Annotated in this window: 15 protein-coding genes and 1 tRNA gene; 10 read left to right on the forward strand and 6 right to left on the reverse strand. The window is 67.9% G+C overall.

Annotated features, from left to right (window positions below; translation table 11 throughout):
• Positions 1 to 203: 203 nt before the first annotated feature.
• The 8 genes from IF55_RS31175 (at position 204) to IF55_RS31210 (ending at position 9833) form a co-directional block, all read left to right on the forward strand.
• Complete coding sequence (locus IF55_RS31175; protein WP_030888110.1) at positions 204 to 2522, forward strand: FdhF/YdeP family oxidoreductase; 2319 nt, start codon at positions 204 to 206, stop codon at positions 2520 to 2522.
• Positions 2523 to 2609: 87 nt separating this feature from the next.
• Positions 2610 to 3104, forward strand: coding sequence for a PaaI family thioesterase (locus IF55_RS31180; RefSeq protein ID WP_030888112.1), 495 nt, complete (start codon positions 2610 to 2612; stop codon positions 3102 to 3104).
• A 144-nt stretch (positions 3105 to 3248) separates the two neighbouring features.
• A complete protein-coding gene (locus IF55_RS31185) occupies positions 3249 to 3674 on the forward strand; it encodes a hypothetical protein (protein ID WP_048832853.1) in 426 nt (141 codons plus the stop codon).
• Positions 3675 to 4108: 434 nt separating this feature from the next.
• Positions 4109 to 5341, forward strand: a complete 1233-nt coding sequence (locus tag IF55_RS31190; protein WP_030888116.1) for a branched-chain amino acid ABC transporter substrate-binding protein — start codon at positions 4109 to 4111, stop codon at positions 5339 to 5341.
• Between the two features lie 94 nt (positions 5342 to 5435).
• Positions 5436 to 6368, forward strand: coding sequence for a branched-chain amino acid ABC transporter permease (locus tag IF55_RS31195; RefSeq protein ID WP_030888118.1), 933 nt, complete (start codon positions 5436 to 5438; stop codon positions 6366 to 6368).
• Positions 6369 to 6373: 5 nt separating this feature from the next.
• Positions 6374 to 8203: a branched-chain amino acid ABC transporter permease gene (locus tag IF55_RS31200; RefSeq protein WP_030888119.1), complete on the forward strand. Its 1830-nt coding sequence runs from the start codon at positions 6374 to 6376 to the stop codon at positions 8201 to 8203.
• A 5-nt stretch (positions 8204 to 8208) separates the two neighbouring features.
• Positions 8209 to 9120 (forward strand): ABC transporter ATP-binding protein, encoded by a 912-nt coding sequence (locus tag IF55_RS31205; protein ID WP_030888120.1) that lies wholly within the window; start codon positions 8209 to 8211, stop codon positions 9118 to 9120.
• Positions 9117 to 9833, forward strand: a complete 717-nt coding sequence (locus tag IF55_RS31210) for an ABC transporter ATP-binding protein (protein WP_030888122.1) — start codon at positions 9117 to 9119, stop codon at positions 9831 to 9833. The genes IF55_RS31205 and IF55_RS31210 overlap by 4 nt, the downstream gene beginning before the upstream one ends.
• 77 nt (positions 9834 to 9910) lie before the next feature.
• Here the strand turns inward: IF55_RS31210 and IF55_RS39875 are convergent, their stop codons facing one another.
• From IF55_RS39875 to IF55_RS31220, 3 genes are all read right to left on the reverse strand, one after another.
• Complete coding sequence (locus tag IF55_RS39875) at positions 9911 to 10726, reverse strand: hypothetical protein (protein WP_245661542.1); 816 nt, start codon at positions 10724 to 10726, stop codon at positions 9911 to 9913.
• A 241-nt stretch (positions 10727 to 10967) separates the two neighbouring features.
• The gene (locus IF55_RS31215; protein WP_048832854.1) at positions 10968 to 11315 is read right to left on the reverse strand and encodes a nuclear transport factor 2 family protein; all 348 of its coding nucleotides are present in this window, start codon (positions 11313 to 11315) and stop codon (positions 10968 to 10970) included.
• A gap of 22 nt (positions 11316 to 11337) precedes the next feature.
• On the reverse strand, positions 11338 to 11988 hold the full coding sequence (locus IF55_RS31220; RefSeq protein WP_030888125.1) for an ANTAR domain-containing response regulator: 651 nt from the start codon (positions 11986 to 11988) through the stop codon (positions 11338 to 11340).
• A gap of 95 nt (positions 11989 to 12083) precedes the next feature.
• Here IF55_RS31220 and IF55_RS31225 point away from each other — a divergent pair.
• A tRNA-Leu gene (locus IF55_RS31225) sits at positions 12084 to 12159 on the forward strand.
• 108 nt (positions 12160 to 12267) lie between these two features.
• Complete coding sequence (locus IF55_RS31230; RefSeq protein ID WP_030888127.1) at positions 12268 to 13035, forward strand: hypothetical protein; 768 nt, start codon at positions 12268 to 12270, stop codon at positions 13033 to 13035.
• A gap of 14 nt (positions 13036 to 13049) precedes the next feature.
• Here IF55_RS31230 and pyk read toward each other — a convergent pair whose 3' ends face one another.
• From pyk to IF55_RS31245, 3 genes are all read right to left on the reverse strand, one after another.
• Positions 13050 to 14486, reverse strand: a complete 1437-nt coding sequence (pyk, locus tag IF55_RS31235; protein WP_030888129.1) for a pyruvate kinase — start codon at positions 14484 to 14486, stop codon at positions 13050 to 13052.
• Between the two features lie 133 nt (positions 14487 to 14619).
• Positions 14620 to 15336, reverse strand: coding sequence for an SIMPL domain-containing protein (locus IF55_RS31240; protein ID WP_030888130.1), 717 nt, complete (start codon positions 15334 to 15336; stop codon positions 14620 to 14622).
• A 73-nt stretch (positions 15337 to 15409) separates the two neighbouring features.
• On the reverse strand, positions 15410 to 16301 hold an 892-nt coding region (locus IF55_RS31245), incomplete at its 5' end, for a SidA/IucD/PvdA family monooxygenase (protein WP_048832856.1).

Raw genomic sequence — 16301 nt, forward strand, 5'->3', positions numbered from 1 at the left:
GAGCAGGCGGGGGCGGCCTCCCCCCGCTGCCTCGGTGCCGGTCGTTGCGCTCGTCTTCGATGCCTTTGCTGCCACGTCCCCGATCCTGCCACGACCCACTGACAATCCCCGCGCACCCGACCTCGGCACCGCCGCTGTCAGTCCCCCGTGTCAGTATCTGAACAGCACCAAGGCCGCAGGCACACCGCCGAAGGGGAGCCGACATGGCAGGCAAGCCGCCCGCAGGGGATCCGGTACAGGACGCGCCCGACGTCACCGCGCCACAGCACTCCGCCGCCGGACTGCCGGCCGTCGCCCACTCACTGCTCATGGCCCGGCAGCAGATGGGCGTGCGCCGCACCGCCCTCACCCTCCTCAAGGTCAACCAGAAGGACGGATTCGACTGCCCCGGCTGCGCCTGGCCCGAGCCCGACCACCGGCACACCGCCGAATTCTGCGAGAACGGCGCCAAGGCCGTCGCCGAGGAAGCGACGCTGCGCCGCGTCACCCCCGACTTCTTCGCCGCCCACCCCGTCGCCGACCTCGCCGCCCGCAGCGGCTACTGGCTCGGCCAGCAGGGCCGCCTCACCCAGCCCATGTACCTCGCCGAAGGCGCCGAGCGCTACGAGCCGGTGCCCTGGGAGCGGGCCTTCGACATCATCGCCGAGGAGCTGACCGCCCTCGACTCCCCCGACGAGGCCGTCTTCTACACCTCCGGGCGCACCAGCAACGAGGCCGCCTTCCTCTACCAGCTCTTCGCCCGCGAATTCGGCACCAACAACCTGCCCGACTGCTCCAACATGTGCCACGAGTCCTCCGGCTCCGCGCTCACGGAGACCATCGGCGTCGGCAAGGGCAGCGTCCTCCTCGAAGACCTCTACAAGGCGGACCTGATCATCGTCGCCGGGCAGAACCCCGGCACCAACCACCCGCGCATGCTCTCCGCCCTGGAGAAGGCCAAGCAGGGCGGCGCGAAGATCATCTCGGTCAATCCGCTGCCCGAGGCCGGCCTGGAGCGCTTCAAGAACCCCCAGAAGGCCCGCGGCCTCGCCGGCCACGGCACCCCCCTCACCGACCTCTTCCTCCAGATCCGCCTCGGCGGCGACCAGGCCCTCTTCCGCATCCTGAACAAACTCATCCTCGACACCCAGGGCGCCGTCGACCAGGAGTTCATCGACGCGCACACCCACGGCTTCGAGGAATTCGCCCGAGCCGCCCGCGCCGCCGACTGGGACGAGACCATCGAGGCCACCGGGCTCGAACGCACCGAGATCGAGCGCATGCTGCGCATGGTCCTCGACTCCCGGCGCACCATCGTCTGCTGGGCCATGGGCCTCACCCAGCACAAGCACTCCGTCCCCACCATCCAGGAAGTCGTCAACTTCCTCCTGCTGCGCGGCAACATCGGCCGCCCCGGCGCCGGCGTCTGCCCCGTACGCGGCCACAGCAACGTCCAGGGCGACCGCACCATGGGCATCTTCGAACGGCCGGCCCCCGCCTTCCTCGACGCCCTGGAGAAGGAGTTCGGCTTCGCGCCGCCCCGCGCCCACGGCCTCGACGTCGTACGGGCCATCCGCGCGCTGCGCGACGGCGACGCCAAGGTCTTCTTCGCCATGGGCGGCAACTTCGTCTCCGCCACCCCCGACACCGAGGCCACCGAGGCCGCGATGCGCCGCGCCCGCCTCACCGTCCACGTCTCGACCAAACTCAACCGCTCCCACACGGTGACCGGCGCCCGCGCCCTCATCCTCCCCACCCTCGGCCGCACCGAGCGCGACACCCAGGCCGGCGGCGACCAGTTCGTCACCGTCGAGGACTCCATGGGCATGGTCCACGCCTCCCGCGGCCGGCTGCGGCCCGCCGGCCCCCACCTGCTCTCCGAGCCCGCCATCGTCTGCCGCCTGGCGCGCAGCGTCCTCGGCCCCGAAAGCCGCGTCCCCTGGGACGAGTTCGAGAAGGACTACGGCGCGATCCGCGACCGCATCGCCGCCGTCGTCCCCGGCTTCGAGGACTTCAACGCCAAGGTCGCCCGGCCCGGCGGCTTCGCCCTGCCGCACGCCCCGCGCGACGACCGCCGCTTCCCCACCGCCACCGGCAAGGCCAACTTCACCGCCGCCCCCGTCGAATACCCCAAGGCGCCCGAAGGCCGGCTGCTCCTGCAGACCCTCCGCTCCCACGACCAGTACAACACCACCATCTACGGCCTCGACGACCGTTACCGGGGCATCAAGAACGGCCGCCGCGTCGTCCTCGTCCACCCCGACGACGCCCGCGCGCGCGGCCTCGCCGACGGCTCGTACGCCGACCTCGTCAGCGAATGGACGGACGGCACCGAACGGCGCGCGGCCGACTTCCGGATCGTGTACTACCCCACCGCGCGCGGCTGCGCCGCCGCCTACTACCCCGAGACCAATGTCCTGGTCCCCCTGGACCACACCGCCGACACCAGCAACACCCCCGCCTCGAAATCCGTGGTCGTACGGCTGGAGCCCGCCGCGTCCACCGCCCCCGCACCCGGGACCGGCCGCCCGGACCCGGCCTGAAAGCCTTCCGGGACGCCTGGTAAGACTTCCGGCACGGAAGCCGTTGCCACATCAACGACCACGAAGGACGATCGGAGCCGCGACCCCATGGGCGAACAGAGCCGGACCACGTTCCCACAAGAAGTCCTGGACCGGTGGGCCGACAGCGGCCTCGACCTGTCCCGGATGATGACCGCCGGACACCTGGGCGACCGGATGAGCGTCCAGATCGTCCACGCCTCCCCCGAGCGCGTGGTCGCCACCATGCCCGTCGAGGGCAACACCCAGCCGTACGGCCTGCTGCACGGCGGCGCCTCCGCCGTGCTCGCCGAAACCCTCGGCTCCGTCGGCTCGATGCTGCACGGCGGCCCCACCAAGATCGCCGTGGGCGTCGACCTCAACTGCACCCACCACCGCAGCGCCCGCTCCGGGCTCGTCACCGGCGTCGCCACGCCCGTACACCGCGGCCGCTCCACCGCCACGTACGAGATCGTCATCACCGACGAGGACGACAAGCGCGTCTGCACCGCCCGCCTCACCTGCCTGCTGCGCGACGCGCCGCACGCCGCGCGACCCGAGCCCGGCGCGACGCCCGGCCGCTGACGGCGCGGGAGCCCACGACGCGCGGGGGAGCCGACTCGCGCCGCATCGCCGCGGCCAGCCCCTCCCCCGCCCCCTGGGGCCCCGAGCGGCCCGAAGCCGCCGCCCGCGCTTCCCGGCGCCGGGCGGCGGCCCTACCGTGCCCCCATGAGGGCCCCGCCCCGCACCCCCGCACGGCGCGCCGCCGCCGGCGCCCTGGCGCTCGCCGCCGCGCTCCCCCTCGCACTCGGCGGCTGCGCCGACCCCGCGCCCCACCGCCCCCGGGCCACGGCCTCCGCCGGGCCGAGCGCCGCGTCCACCGCCACGCTCATCCAGGTCTGTACGCGCCTCATCGCCTACTGGGCCGTACAGGAACTCACCGGCGGTGAGGGGGCCGGCCTCGACTGGGAACAGAAGGGCCTGTCCAACGAACAGCGCGCGATCTACGACGACATCGTGCGCGCCGCACACGCCGAGCGGGACGCCCACGGCCCGGACGCCGCGCGCCGGCTGATCGAACGCCAAGCCGCACAGCGCTGCACCGCCGCGAACGGCGCGACCTACAACTCCGAGAACTGGCGCCCGCCGACATGACCGTCCCCTCTACCGCGCCATAACTCTCCGTAGCATTCGCGCCATTCGGAATCGGAGATTCTTTCCCGGAGGGGGCTACGGCCGCGATCTTTCGCCGGCTTCCGCTCCGGCCCATGGTCCGTTTCGGGCCGGGTCCCGCCCCCACTCATTAACAGAACTGCGGAATCATGCGATCCAGATCGGCGAAGAAGTCATGATCCGCACCAACCGTCCGATTAGATCTTCTACACAAACCCCAAACAGTGATTCGCGTCATAACAAGACAGTCACAGCATGGGCGGCACCACTGCCTCAGCCCCCCACACACCCTTATAGTCACGGCCAGTCACCACCCCGCCGGGCGGCTCGCACCTCAAGCACCGCACATTCCCCACCCACCCGGCGAGCGATACGGCACCTCAGCAGAGGAGGCCGCGCCAGGGAAAGGAATCGACGTGCGACACCGTTCCTTGCTCATCCTCACCACCGCGCTCACCACAGGGGCCCTCACCCTCAGCGCCTGCGGTTCCCGCGACGACGACAAAGGCGGCGGCAACGGCGGCGAGAAGACCACCGTGACCATAGGCGTCGACGCCCCGCTGACCGGCTCCCTCTCCGCCATCGGCCAAGGAATCAAGAACTCCGTCGACCTCGCCGTGAAAACCGCCAACAAGAACAACGAGGTCAAAGGCGTCACCTTCAAGATCGAGCCGCTCGACGACCAGGCCGTCCCCGCCTCCGGCCAGCAGAACGCCACCAAACTCGCCGCCGACGAGAGCGTCCTCGGCGTCGTCGGCCCCCTCAACTCGGGCGTCGCCCAGTCCATGCAGCGAGTCTTCGCCAACGCCAACCTCACCCAGGTCTCCCCCGCCAACACCAACCCCGCCCTCAGCCAGGGCGACAAGTGGGGCCAGGGGAAGAAGAGCCGCCCCTTCAAGACCTACTTCCGCACCGCCACCACCGACATCATCCAAGGCCGCTTCGCCGCCCAATACCTCTACAACGACGCCAAGAAACGCAAAGCCTTCGTCGTCGACGACAAACAGACCTACGGCGCCGGCCTCGCCACCATCTTCAGCCAGGAATTCAAACGGCTCGGCGGACAAGTAGTCGGCACCGACCACCTCACCACCAAGGAAACCGACTTCTCCAGCACCGCCAACAAAATCAAGAACTCGGGCGCCGACTCCGTCTACTTCGGCGGCCAGTACCCCGAAGGCGGCCTCCTGTCCGGCCAGACCAAACGCGCGGGCGCCAACGTGCCCGTCATGGGCGGCGACGGCATCTACGACCCCGCCTTCATCAAAGCCGCGGGCGGCAGCAACAACGGAGACCTCGCCACCTCCGTCGGCTACCCCGTACAGCAACTCGACTCCGCCAAGAACTTCATCAAGGACTACGCGGCCCAGAACTACAAAGACCCCTACGCCGCATACGGCGGCTACTCCTACGACGGCGCCTGGGCCATCATCCAGGCCGTCAAGAAGGTCATGGCCGACAACGACGGCAAACTCCCCGACAAGGCCCGCGAAAAAGTCGTCGAGGCCATGTCCCAAGTCTCATTCCAAGGCGTCACCGGCAAAGTCTCCTTCGACCAGTACGGAGACACCACCAACAAACAACTCACCGTCTACACCGTCAAAGGCGGCAAGTGGACGACCGTGAAGAGCGCCACCTTCGAGGAATGACCACCGCGCCGCCCCGCCACAGCACCCCCGCGCGAGGGCGCCACCAGCGCCCCCGCGCGGCGTCACATCCGACACCCGCATCGGAGGCCCCGCGGTGCACGAACTACCCCAAACACTCCTCACCGGCCTGGCCCTCGGCGCCACTTACGGGCTGATCGCCATCGGCTACACCATGGTCTACGGCATCATCCAGCTCATCAACTTCGCCCACGGCGAGATCGTCATGATCGGCGGCTTCGGCGCCCTCACCATCTGGCTCTGGCTCCCCAGCAACACCTCCCTCACCCTCGCCATCCCCCTCATGCTCATCGGCGCCGTCATCGCCTCCGTCGCCGTCGCCACCGCCGCCGAACGCTTCGCCTACCGCCCCCTGCGCGGCGCACCCCGACTCGCCCCACTGATCACCGCCATCGGACTCTCCCTCGCCCTCCAGCAAATCGTCTGGAGCTTCTACCCCAACGCCAAGAAGGCCCGCCCCTTCCCCCAGATCAGCGGCGACTCCTTCCAGCTCGCCGGCAACCTCCACCTCCAGCGCAACGACATCTTCGTCCTCGTCGCCGCACCCATCTGCATGGCCGCCCTCGGCCTGTTCATCGCCAACAGCCGCACCGGCCGCGCCATGCAAGCCACCGCCCAGGACCCCGACACCGCGAAACTCATGGGCATCAACACCGACCGCATCATCGTCCTCGCCTTCGCCATCGGCGGCGGATTCGCCGGTGTCGCGGGCGTCGCCTACGGCCTGCGCATCGGACAGGTCGAAGTCCTCATGGGCTTCATCCTCGGCCTCAAAGCCTTCACCGCGGCCGTGCTCGGCGGCATCGGCAACATCTACGGAGCCATGCTCGGCGGCGTCGTCCTCGGCATCGCCGAAGCCCTCGCCATCACCTACGTCCAGGACATCCCCGGCATGCAGCAGCTCGGCGGCGGCGGCTGGGCCAACGTCTGGGCCTTCGCCCTCCTCATCGCCGTGCTCCTCCTACGGCCCCAAGGACTCCTCGGCGAACGCGTAGCGGATCGGGCGTGACAGCGATGACCACACCAACCCCCACCGAAACCACCCCCGTCATCCCCCTCCCCCTCACCACCGCCCGCATCATCACCGCCGCCGGAGCCGCCCTCACCATCCTCTCCACCTTCCTCGCCTGGACCTGGACCACCGCCTTCCCCGGCAACCTCACCGTCACCGGCTACCCCGGCGGCCTCCAAATCCTCACCCTCATCGGCGGCATCCTCACCCTCGCCTTCACCCTCTCCGCCTGGCGCACCCCCGGCCTCACCTGGCTCACCCCCACCGGCGGCAACAACGCCACCGCCTACCTCGCCGCCGGCACCCTAGCCACCACCTGGTACACCCTCATCGCCATCGCCGACCAACTCGGCGGCCTCGCCAACCTCGAACCCGGCGGCTACATCGCCGCCGCCACCACCCTGACCGCACTCCTCGGCGCCCTCGCCCACCCCATCGACCGACGCACCGCCGCCTCACTGCCGCAGCACGGCCGACTCCACACCGGCGCCCTCGGCAAAGCCCTCCACGGCATCTACCGGACCGTACGCCCCGGCCGCACCCCACGCCCCTTACGCCCCGCCCGCCCCCTCCCCGCCTGGGCCGAAATCCTCATCATCGCCGCCGCGTTCGGCATCGCCCTCTATACCGTCACCTACGGAATAGACACCGAATACGGCGAACTCTTCACCGGATTCCTCATCCTCGTATCCTTCGCCGCCGCCGCACTCTTCAAAGCCGGCCTCATCGCCCGGCTCGCCACCCTCACCAACAAACACCGCAACATCTCCATCGCCGCCGCATTCGCCGCCGCGGCCGCCTTCCCCTTCACCCAGAGCACCGACCAATACACCCTCATCGCCGTCAACATCCTCATCTTCGCGACCGTCGCCCTCGGCCTCAACGTCGTCGTCGGACTCGCCGGCCTCCTCGACCTCGGATACGTCGCATTCCTCGGCGTCGGCGCCTACACCGCCGCCCTCGTCTCCGGCTCCACCGCCTCCACCCTCGACGTCCACTTCCCCTTCTGGGCCGCCGCCCTCACCGGCGCCGCAGCCTCCCTCGTCTTCGGCGTCATCATCGGCGCCCCCACCCTCCGCCTACGCGGCGACTACCTCGCCATCGTCACCCTCGGCTTCGGAGAAATATTCCGCATCACCGTCGAAAACCTCGACGGAAACTCCGGCCCATCCGTCACCAACGGACCGAACGGAATCCCCAACATCCCCGACCTCGTCCTCTTCGGCTACTCATTCGGCACACCCCACGACGTCGCCGGAACCACCCTCACCCCCTTCGCCAACTACTACCTGCTCATGCTCCTCATCACCATCCTCGTCGTCCTCGTCTTCAGCCGCGCCGGAAACTCCCGCATAGGCCGCGCCTGGATAGCCATCCGCGAAGACGAAACCGCCGCCACCGCCAGCGGCATCAACAGCTTCCGCCTCAAACTCCTCGCCTTCGCCCTCGGCGCCACCCTCGCCGGACTCGCCGGCACCGTCCAAGCCCACGTCACCTCCACCGCCGTACCCGAGCAATACGTCTTCGCCGGCCCCGTACCCCCCAACTCCGCCTTCCTCCTCGCCGCCGTCATCCTCGGCGGAATGGGCACCATCAGCGGACCACTCCTCGGCGCGGCCCTCCTCTACCTCATCCCCGCAAAACTCCAATTCCTCCAGGACTACCAACTCCTCGCCTTCGGCCTGGCACTCATCCTCCTCATGCGACTGCGCCCCGAAGGAATCATCCCCAACCGCCGCCAGCAGCTCGAATACCACGACACCGGCCAACTCGACGTCCCCGACCGCGACCTACCACCCGGCACCGTCGGCGTCACCAAGGCAGGGGCGTGAACCCCATGACGACCACGACCACCACCGAAACCCCCGTACTCACCGCCACCGGCGTCACCATGCGCTTCGGCGGACTCACCGCCGTACGCGCCGTCGACCTCAGCGTCCACCCCCACGAAATCGTCGGCCTCATCGGACCCAACGGCGCCGGAAAAACCACCTTCTTCAACTGCCTCACCGGCCTCTACGTACCCACCAGCGGAAAAGTCGCCTACAAAAACACCACCCTCCCACCCAAACCCCACCTCGTCGCCAAAGCAGGAATCGCCCGAACCTTCCAGAACATCCGCCTCTTCGCCAACATGACCGTCCTCGAAAACGTCCTCGTCGGCCACCACACCCGCACCAAAGAAGGACTCTTCGCCGCCCTCCTACGAGGCCCCGCCTTCCACCGAGCCGAAAAAGCCTCCACCCAACGCGCCCAAGAACTCCTCGAATTCACCGGCCTCACCCCCAAAGCCGACCACCTCGCCCGCAACCTCCCCTACGGCGAACAACGAAAACTCGAAATCGCCCGCGCCCTCGCCGGCGACCCCGGACTCCTCCTCCTCGACGAACCCACCGCCGGAATGAACCCCCAAGAAACCCGCGCCACCCAACAACTCGTCTTCGCCATCCGCGACCAAGGCACCGCAGTCCTCGTCATCGAGCACGACATGCGCTTCATCTTCAACCTCTGCGACCGCGTCGCCGTCCTCGTCCAAGGCGAAAAACTCACCGAAGGCACCACCGACGCCGTACAAGCCGACGAACGCGTCATCGCCGCCTACCTCGGCACCCCCTTCGAAGGCGCACCCGGAGCCGACGAAATAGCAGAAGTCGAAGCCGCCGAAGCCGCCGAGACCGCTGGAGCCGCTGAGAACGCTGAAACAGCGACACCACCGGACACCGTCGCCCGCCCGGAGGACAACCAGTGACCGCACTCCTCGAAGTGGACGACCTCAAAGTCGCCTACGGCAACATCCAAGCCGTCAAAGGCATCACCTTCACCGTCCACACCGGCCAAGTCGTCACCCTCATCGGCACCAACGGAGCCGGCAAAACCACCACCCTGCGCACCATCTCCGGCCTCCTCACCCCCCAAAGCGGCACCATCACCTTCGACGGCCAACCCCTCACCAAAACCCCCGCCCACCACATCGTCGCCCGCGGCCTCGCCCACTCCCCCGAAGGCCGCCGCATCTTCCCCCGCCTCACCGTCGCCGAAAACCTCCAACTCGGCGCGTTCCTCAGAAAAAACCCCACCGAAATCAACAAGGACACCGAACGCGCCTACGAACTCTTCCCCATACTCGGCGAACGCCGCAAACAAGCAGCCGGCACCCTCTCCGGCGGCGAACAACAAATGCTCGCCATGGGCCGCGCCCTCATGTCCCGCCCCAAACTCCTCATGCTCGACGAACCATCCATGGGGCTCTCCCCCATCATGATGCAGAAAATCATGGAAACCATCGCAGAACTCAAATCCACCGGCACCACCATCCTCCTCGTAGAACAGAACGCCCAAGCCGCCCTCTCCCTCGCCGACTACGGCCACGTCATGGAAATCGGCACCATCGTCCTCTCCGGCACCGGCGACCACCTCCTCCACAACGAATCCGTACGCAAGGCCTACCTCGGCGAAGACTGAACCCCGACACCACACCGGCCGCCGCGCGAATGTTCCCTGGTGTTCCCCCGGCCCCTTATGCGCGACGCCCGGACTGATCACGCCTCAATGCGCAGCCAGGTATTGCCCGCCCGGAGCCAGAGGAAGCCGTCACGGCCCTGGCCGCAATGCATGACGACCCGACCGGGGACTCGTACACGACGGCGGGAGGTCACTGTCCACGTGGTGCCGTCGAGTGCGGCACGTACAACTTCAACAGACCGCTTGTTGTGGTCGCGCCGCGTCAGTACGGCCCTGTCGCCGCGAACCGCGAAACCATCCGGAGTACGGACGGGGCTCACGTAACTGACGACATCGCCGGTGGACGGAGTGATCCGCGACAGGAAAGTACCGCCACTGCTGGTACTGGAGTACCAGACGAGCCACACCTGGTCCTCCTCCGTCGCGGCAGTACAGCCGTGCAGCGGACACTGGGGCAGTCGGCCCCCGGGCGCCCAGGAGGCCCGGCCTCGGACATCCCAACCCGCGAGGCCCCCTCCCGACTCGGGATGACCACCGTAGATGCCGGCATCACCATAAGCCGTCCAGATGCCTCCGTGCGCATCGGTCGCCAACGCCGGAATATCGTCACCGACGCAGAACTCGGCCTCAGGCGTTCCAGACGGGGAAAACACCACCGCGTTGGAAGCCCAACCCTCCTCCGCCTCGCCACGGGACGTACGCCCGCTCACCAACAGAAAACGGGAATCCGGCAGCAGAGCCAGGTGACTCGGCCGCATCCGAATACCCTCCACCAGCCTGCGCCGCTCCTCCCCTCCCGCAACGGTGACCAACTCCCCCGTAAACGGAAGCTTCGGCTGCCACCCCACCCACCCCTTGATGTAGCGACTGCGATCCAGATACCGCTCGTGCACCAAAAGAACCGCAAGTTGACCAGTGGGTCCAACGCTCCACCAAAGGGCTCGGCGCCCCCTCACCACATCAACAGCCGGAAGCCGCCACACAGTGCGTATCGCACCATCAGAACCAACAGCCAGAGGGCGGAGATTCATCAGCCATCGCCTTTAGGACTCCGGAGCCCAACAGCCCGAAGAGCACCACTTTACCGGGCCCGGCCCGAAGCCCCGGGGCTCCCGCAACCGCGACGCTCCACGCTCAGTGCCGGCCCGGGTACGTCAGGTGCAGGTCGCCGAGCGGTCTGCGCTGCGCGAGGATGACGCGCCGGCTGATCCGCCAGCCGCCCTCCTCGCGCGGCAGGGTGTCGAGATGAGTGACGCTGGTGACGGATCCGTTGGCCATGAGGAGGAGCCCCTTGGACTGCGCGGTGACGACGTCGTCCTCCTGACCGCTGATCACGATGTTCGTGATGTGGTGCGCGCCGGCGCCGCACTCCAGGGCGCCGTTCCTGATCGCCTCGATGCCCTCGAAGGTGCCCGCTCCGACGTCGCTGAGGTCATGGACGGCGTCAGCTCGTGCTGAGTAGCCTCGGTCGCGGTCGCCCACGGCGACGATGATGTCGCATCGCCTACTCCCCCTTGGCCGCCTTCTTCTCCTCGGCGTCCTCGATCACGGCCTCCGCGACCTGCTGCATCGAGAGCCTGCGGTCCATCGACGTCTTCTGAATCCACCGGAAGGCCGCGGGCTCCGTCAGCCCGTACTGCGTCTGCAGCACGCTCTTCGCCCGGTCCACGAGCTTGCGCGTCTCCAGCCGCTGCGACAGGTCCGCGACCTCGCGCTCCAGCGCGCGCAGCTCCGTGAACCGCGAAACCGCCATCTCGATGGCCGGCACGACGTCGCTCTTGCTGAACGGCTTCACCAGATACGCCATCGCCCCGGCGTCCCGCGCCCGCTCCACCAGCTCGCGCTGCGAGAAGGCCGTGAGCATCAGTACGGGCGCGATGGACTCCGCGGCGATCCGCTCCGCGGCGGAGATCCCGTCGAGTACGGGCATCTTCACGTCGAGGATGACGAGGTCGGGCTTGTGCTCCTGGGCCAGGGCGACGGCGGTCTCGCCGTCGCCGGCTTCACCCACGACGCTGTATCCCTCTTCCTCAAGCATCTCTTTGAGATCGAGCCGGATCAGGGCCTCGTCCTCCGCGATGACGACGCGGGTCGTCAGCGGGGGGACGTGCGACTGCTCGTCGTCGGCATGCGGCTGGGGCTCGGCGGCGTTCACGGGGCTCCTCGTTAAGGCAGGGCGATGCACCATGAGCCTACCTAGCTCCTGTATGTTTGATGCGCGGAGGGTTTCCGCTATCCTTCCTTTGCAAGGCCCCGGTAGCCCAATTTGGCAGCAGGCGATGGATTCAAAACCCATACAGTGTCGGTTCGAGTCCGACCCGGGGCACTTTACCTTCGTTTCCAAGGTTCCCAACGGTTGGTGATCTTCACCCGCCAAGGTGAACAAGTAGGCGATTGGGCTCCCGCCCGCGCAGTTCGAGCCAAGCTCGTCCGCATGTACGACATGGATACGCGCAGGCGCGCGCTCGCACTGGTCAGCCAAGGCCGCAGCCTCAACTCCGTCAGCCAGGAGACCGGAATATCCCGGTACGCCCTGCGCGACTGGCAGACGCGCATCGAGCCCCTCACCCGAGCCCGGCCGACCGATTGTCCGCGCTGCGATGACCTGACTCTCGACGAAGCCGCCTACGCCTACCTGCTGGGGCTCTACCTCGGGGACGGCTGCATCAGCCCGCAGCCGCGCGGCGGGCACCAACTGCGTATCGCCTGCGCGGATGCCTGGCCGGGGCTCATCGAAGCCTGTCACAGCGCGATCCTGGCCGTACGGCCGTCCCTGCGCGCCTACTCGCTCCAGCGGAAAGGCTGCGTGATGGTGACCAGCTACGGACGGCACTGGCCCTGCCTGTTTCCGCAGCATGGCCCCGGCAGGAAGCATGATCGCGCCATCGTTCTCGAACCGTGGCAGCAGCGGATCGTAGACGCCCGGCCCTGGGAATTCCTGCGCGGCCTCATCCACTCCGACGGGTGCCGCATCACCAACTGGGCCACCCGCCTCGTAGGCGGTGAACGCAAGCGCTACGAATATCCGCGTTACTTCTTCACCAACAGGTCCGAGGACATTCTCAAGCTCTGCACCGACACCTTCGACAAGGTCGGTGTCCAGTGGAAGGTGACGCGGCGCGGGGGCAGCCCGGCCAATGTCTCCGTCGCCCGCCGCGCCTCCGTGGCGCTCATGGATCAGTACATCGGGCCGAAGTACTGATCCGGAGTGCCGGTCTATTTCTTCGGTGAGTCGTCCTCGCCGATGTGGTGTACGCGCACGAGGTTGGTGGAGCCGGGGACTCCTGGTGGGGAGCCGGCGGTGATGATGACCACGTCTCCCTTTTGGCAGCGGCCGATGCGGAGGAGGTGTTCGTCGACCTGTTGGACCATTTGGTCGGTGTTCTCGGCTCGGGGGCCGAGGAAGGTTTCGACGCCCCAGGTGAGGTTGAGCTGGGCGCGGGTGGCGGGTTCGGGGGTGAAGGCGAGGAGGGGGATCGGGGAGCGGTAGCGGGAGAGGCGGCGGACGGTGTCGCCGCTCTGGGTGCAGGCTACGAGGTATTTGGCTCCGAGGAAGTCGCCGATTTCGGCTGCGGCGCGGGCCACGGCGCCGCCTTGGGTGCGGGGTTTGCTGTTTTCGGTGAGGGGTGGGAGGCCTTTGAGGAGGATGTCTTCTTCGGCCGCTTCGACGATGCGGCTCATGGTTTTGACGGTTTCGACGGGGTATTTTCCGACGCTGGTTTCGCCGGAGAGCATGACGGCGTCGGTGCCGTCGATGACGGCGTTGGCGACGTCGGAGGCTTCGGCGCGGGTGGGGCGGGATGAGTCGATCATGGAGTCGAGCATTTGGGTGGCGACGATGACCGGCTTGGCGTTGCGTTTGGTGAGTTTGATGGCGCGTTTTTGGACGATGGGTACGGATTCCAGTGGCATTTCGACGCCGAGGTCGCCGCGGGCGACCATGATGCTGTCGAAGGCGTCGACGATGCCTTCGAGGTTGTCGACTGCCTGGGGTTTTTCGATTTTCGCCATGACGGGGAGGCGGCGGCCTTCTTCGTCCATGATGCGGTGGACGTCGAGGATGTCATGGGCGCTGCGGACGAAGGAGAGGGCGATCATGTCGGCGCCGGCGTGGAGGGCCCAGCGGAGGTCTTCGACGTCTTTTTCGGAGAGGGCGGGGACGGAGACGGCGACGCCGGGGAGGTTGAGTCCCTTGTGGTCGGAGACCATGCCTCCTTCGATGACGATGGTCTTGACGCGGGGGCCGTCGACTTCGATGACTTCGAGGGTGACGCGGCCGTCGTCGACGAGGATGCGTTCGCCTCGGGTGACGTCGGCGGCGAGGCCTTCGTAGGTGGTGCCGCAGCAGTGGCGGTCGCCTTCGACGGGTTCGACGGTGATGGTGAACTCGTCGCCGCGTTCAAGGAGTACGGGTCCTTCGCGGAAGCGGCCGAGGCGAATCTTCGGGCCTTGAAGGTCGGCGAGGATGCCGACGTTGCGGCCGGTTTCTTCTGAGGCTTTGCGCACCCGGTGGTATCGCGCCTCGTGGTCGGCGTAGGTGCCGTGGCTGAGGTTAAAGCGGGCTATGTCCATTCCGGCTTCGACGAGTGCCTTGATCTGCTCGTACGAGTCGGTGGCGGGGCCTAGGGTGCAGACGATTTTTGCTCGGCGCATGGTTCGACTCTATGACGTACCGATGGGTAGGGATTCCGTCGGGTGGGTCGGGCCAACGTCCGCTGGGTGAAGGCTTGTTGACAAGTAGTGAAACGTGCGCGGGGGCGCTCTGATGAGCGGTGGAGGGGTGGTTTCAGAGGGTGGGGCGGGTCATGGTGAAGCGTGCGTTGACGTGGGCGTGGATGTGCTGGCGTTGGGGTGCGAGGTCGAGGGTGGGTTCGGGGTCGGCTGTCTCGCCGTATCCGCCGTATCCGGCGGCGCGGGCGGCTCGGGCGCCTGCGGGGGGTCCGTAGCCGAGGGGGCCGGGGGGTGTGGGGGTGTCGGCTTCGATGTCGGCGAGTTCGGTGATGGCGTCGAGTTGTGCGCCGAGGGCGTCGGCGTATTCGCGTGCGCGTTGTAGGGCGTCGTGGACGGCTTGGCGGCGGGCTTCGCGGTGGGCGGGTGAGTCGGGGCGCAGGCTCCACCAGGGGCCGTCGACGCGGGTGAGGTCGAGGGCGGCGAGGCGGCTGGTGATGTCGCCGAGGGCGGTGAAGTCGCTGATGGTGGCGGTGATGTGGAGGTGGCCGTGGTAGGCGTGGACGCGTTCGTGGCGTCCTTTTTCGGTGAGTTGGGGGGTGATGGTGAAGGTGCTGGTTTCGAGGTGGTCGATGGCGTGGTCGTAGGTGTTGAGCGCGTTGAGTGCGTGGGTGTTGCGGCGGGTGAGGTCTTCGAGGGTGGTGTGGCGTTCGGTGTTGCGGGCGTTGATGGTGATGTCGAGTTGGGCGATTTCGGGTGGGACTTCGAGGTGGGCTTCGCCGCGTACGGCGAGGCGGGGGGTGTCGGGGGTGCCGTAGGGGTGGTGTGGGGTCATGGCCTCAGCCTCTCAGGTGCGGGGGCTGGGCGCCGGGGGTTGTGCGCGGGGTTCTGTGGCGGGGGTTGTGGGCTCAGACCTTGAGGTGGTTGGCCTTGAGGTGGTTGGCGGGTTCGGAGAGGGGCAGCGGCCTGCGGGCGCCGGGGGTGCGGGGGTGTTGTGGGAGGCCGAAGGTGGTGAAGGCGGTGCGGGGTGGCTGGGGGTAGGGGGTGGCGTCGGTGAGGTTGTTGAGGATGGTGGCGCCGCGCCAGGCGGCTAGGCCGAGGTCGGGGGCGCCTGGGCCGTGGGTGTGGCGTTCGGCGTTCTGGACGTAGATGGCGCCTTCGACGCTGGGGTCGAGGGTGAGGCGTTGGTGTTCGTCGATGCGGGGGCGGCCGGCGCTGTCGCGGCGGAGGTAGGGGTCGAGGGGGGCGAGGAGGGCGTCGGTGGGGCGTTCTCGGTAGCCGGTGGCGAGGATGACGGCGTCGGTGGTGAGGCGGGAGCGGGTGCCCTGCTGGATGTGGTCGAGGTGGAGTTCGACGCGGGTGGTGCCGACGCGGCCGGCGGTGCGGACGTTGACGCCGGGGGTGAGGACGGCGTCGGGCCAGCCGCCGTGGAGGGTGCGGCGGTAGAGCTCGTCGTGGATGGCGGCGAGGGTTTCGGCGTCGATTCCTTTGTAGAGCTGCCATTGCTGTGGGAGGAGTTGGTCGCGTACGGCTTCGGGGAGGGCGTGGAAGTAGCGGGTGTAGTCGGGGGTGAATTGTTCGAGGCCGAGTTTGCTGTATTCCATGGGGGCGAAGGCGGGGGTGCGGGCGAGCCAGTGGATTTTTTCTTTTCCGGCGGGCCGGTGTCGGAGGAGGTCGAGGAAGATCTCGGCGCCTGATTGGCCGGAGCCGATGACGGTGATGTGTTCGGCGGCGAGGATTTCGTGGCGGTGGTCGAGGTAGTGGGCGGAGTGGATGACGGGGGCGGTGGGGGTTTCGGCG

Source organism: Streptomyces varsoviensis, from assembly GCF_000718635.1.
Taxonomy (GTDB): domain Bacteria; phylum Actinomycetota; class Actinomycetes; order Streptomycetales; family Streptomycetaceae; genus Streptomyces; species Streptomyces varsoviensis.

Excerpts from the sequence above, each read along its gene's own strand:
- IF55_RS31175 (WP_030888110.1), top strand. The coding sequence starts at position 204 with ATGGCAGGCAAGCCGCCCGCAGGGGATCCGGTACAGGACGCGCCCGAC.
- IF55_RS31230 (WP_030888127.1), top strand. The coding sequence starts at position 12,268 with ATGTACGACATGGATACGCGCAGGCGCGCGCTCGCACTGGTCAGCCAA.
- IF55_RS31185 (WP_048832853.1), top strand. The coding sequence starts at position 3,249 with ATGAGGGCCCCGCCCCGCACCCCCGCACGGCGCGCCGCCGCCGGCGCC.
- IF55_RS31200 (WP_030888119.1), top strand. The coding sequence starts at position 6,374 with ATGACCACACCAACCCCCACCGAAACCACCCCCGTCATCCCCCTCCCC.
- IF55_RS31205 (WP_030888120.1), top strand. The coding sequence starts at position 8,209 with ATGACGACCACGACCACCACCGAAACCCCCGTACTCACCGCCACCGGC.
- IF55_RS31240 (WP_030888130.1), bottom strand. The coding sequence starts at position 15,336 with ATGACCCCACACCACCCCTACGGCACCCCCGACACCCCCCGCCTCGCC.
- IF55_RS31180 (WP_030888112.1), top strand. The coding sequence starts at position 2,610 with ATGGGCGAACAGAGCCGGACCACGTTCCCACAAGAAGTCCTGGACCGG.
- pyk (WP_030888129.1), bottom strand. The coding sequence starts at position 14,486 with ATGCGCCGAGCAAAAATCGTCTGCACCCTAGGCCCCGCCACCGACTCG.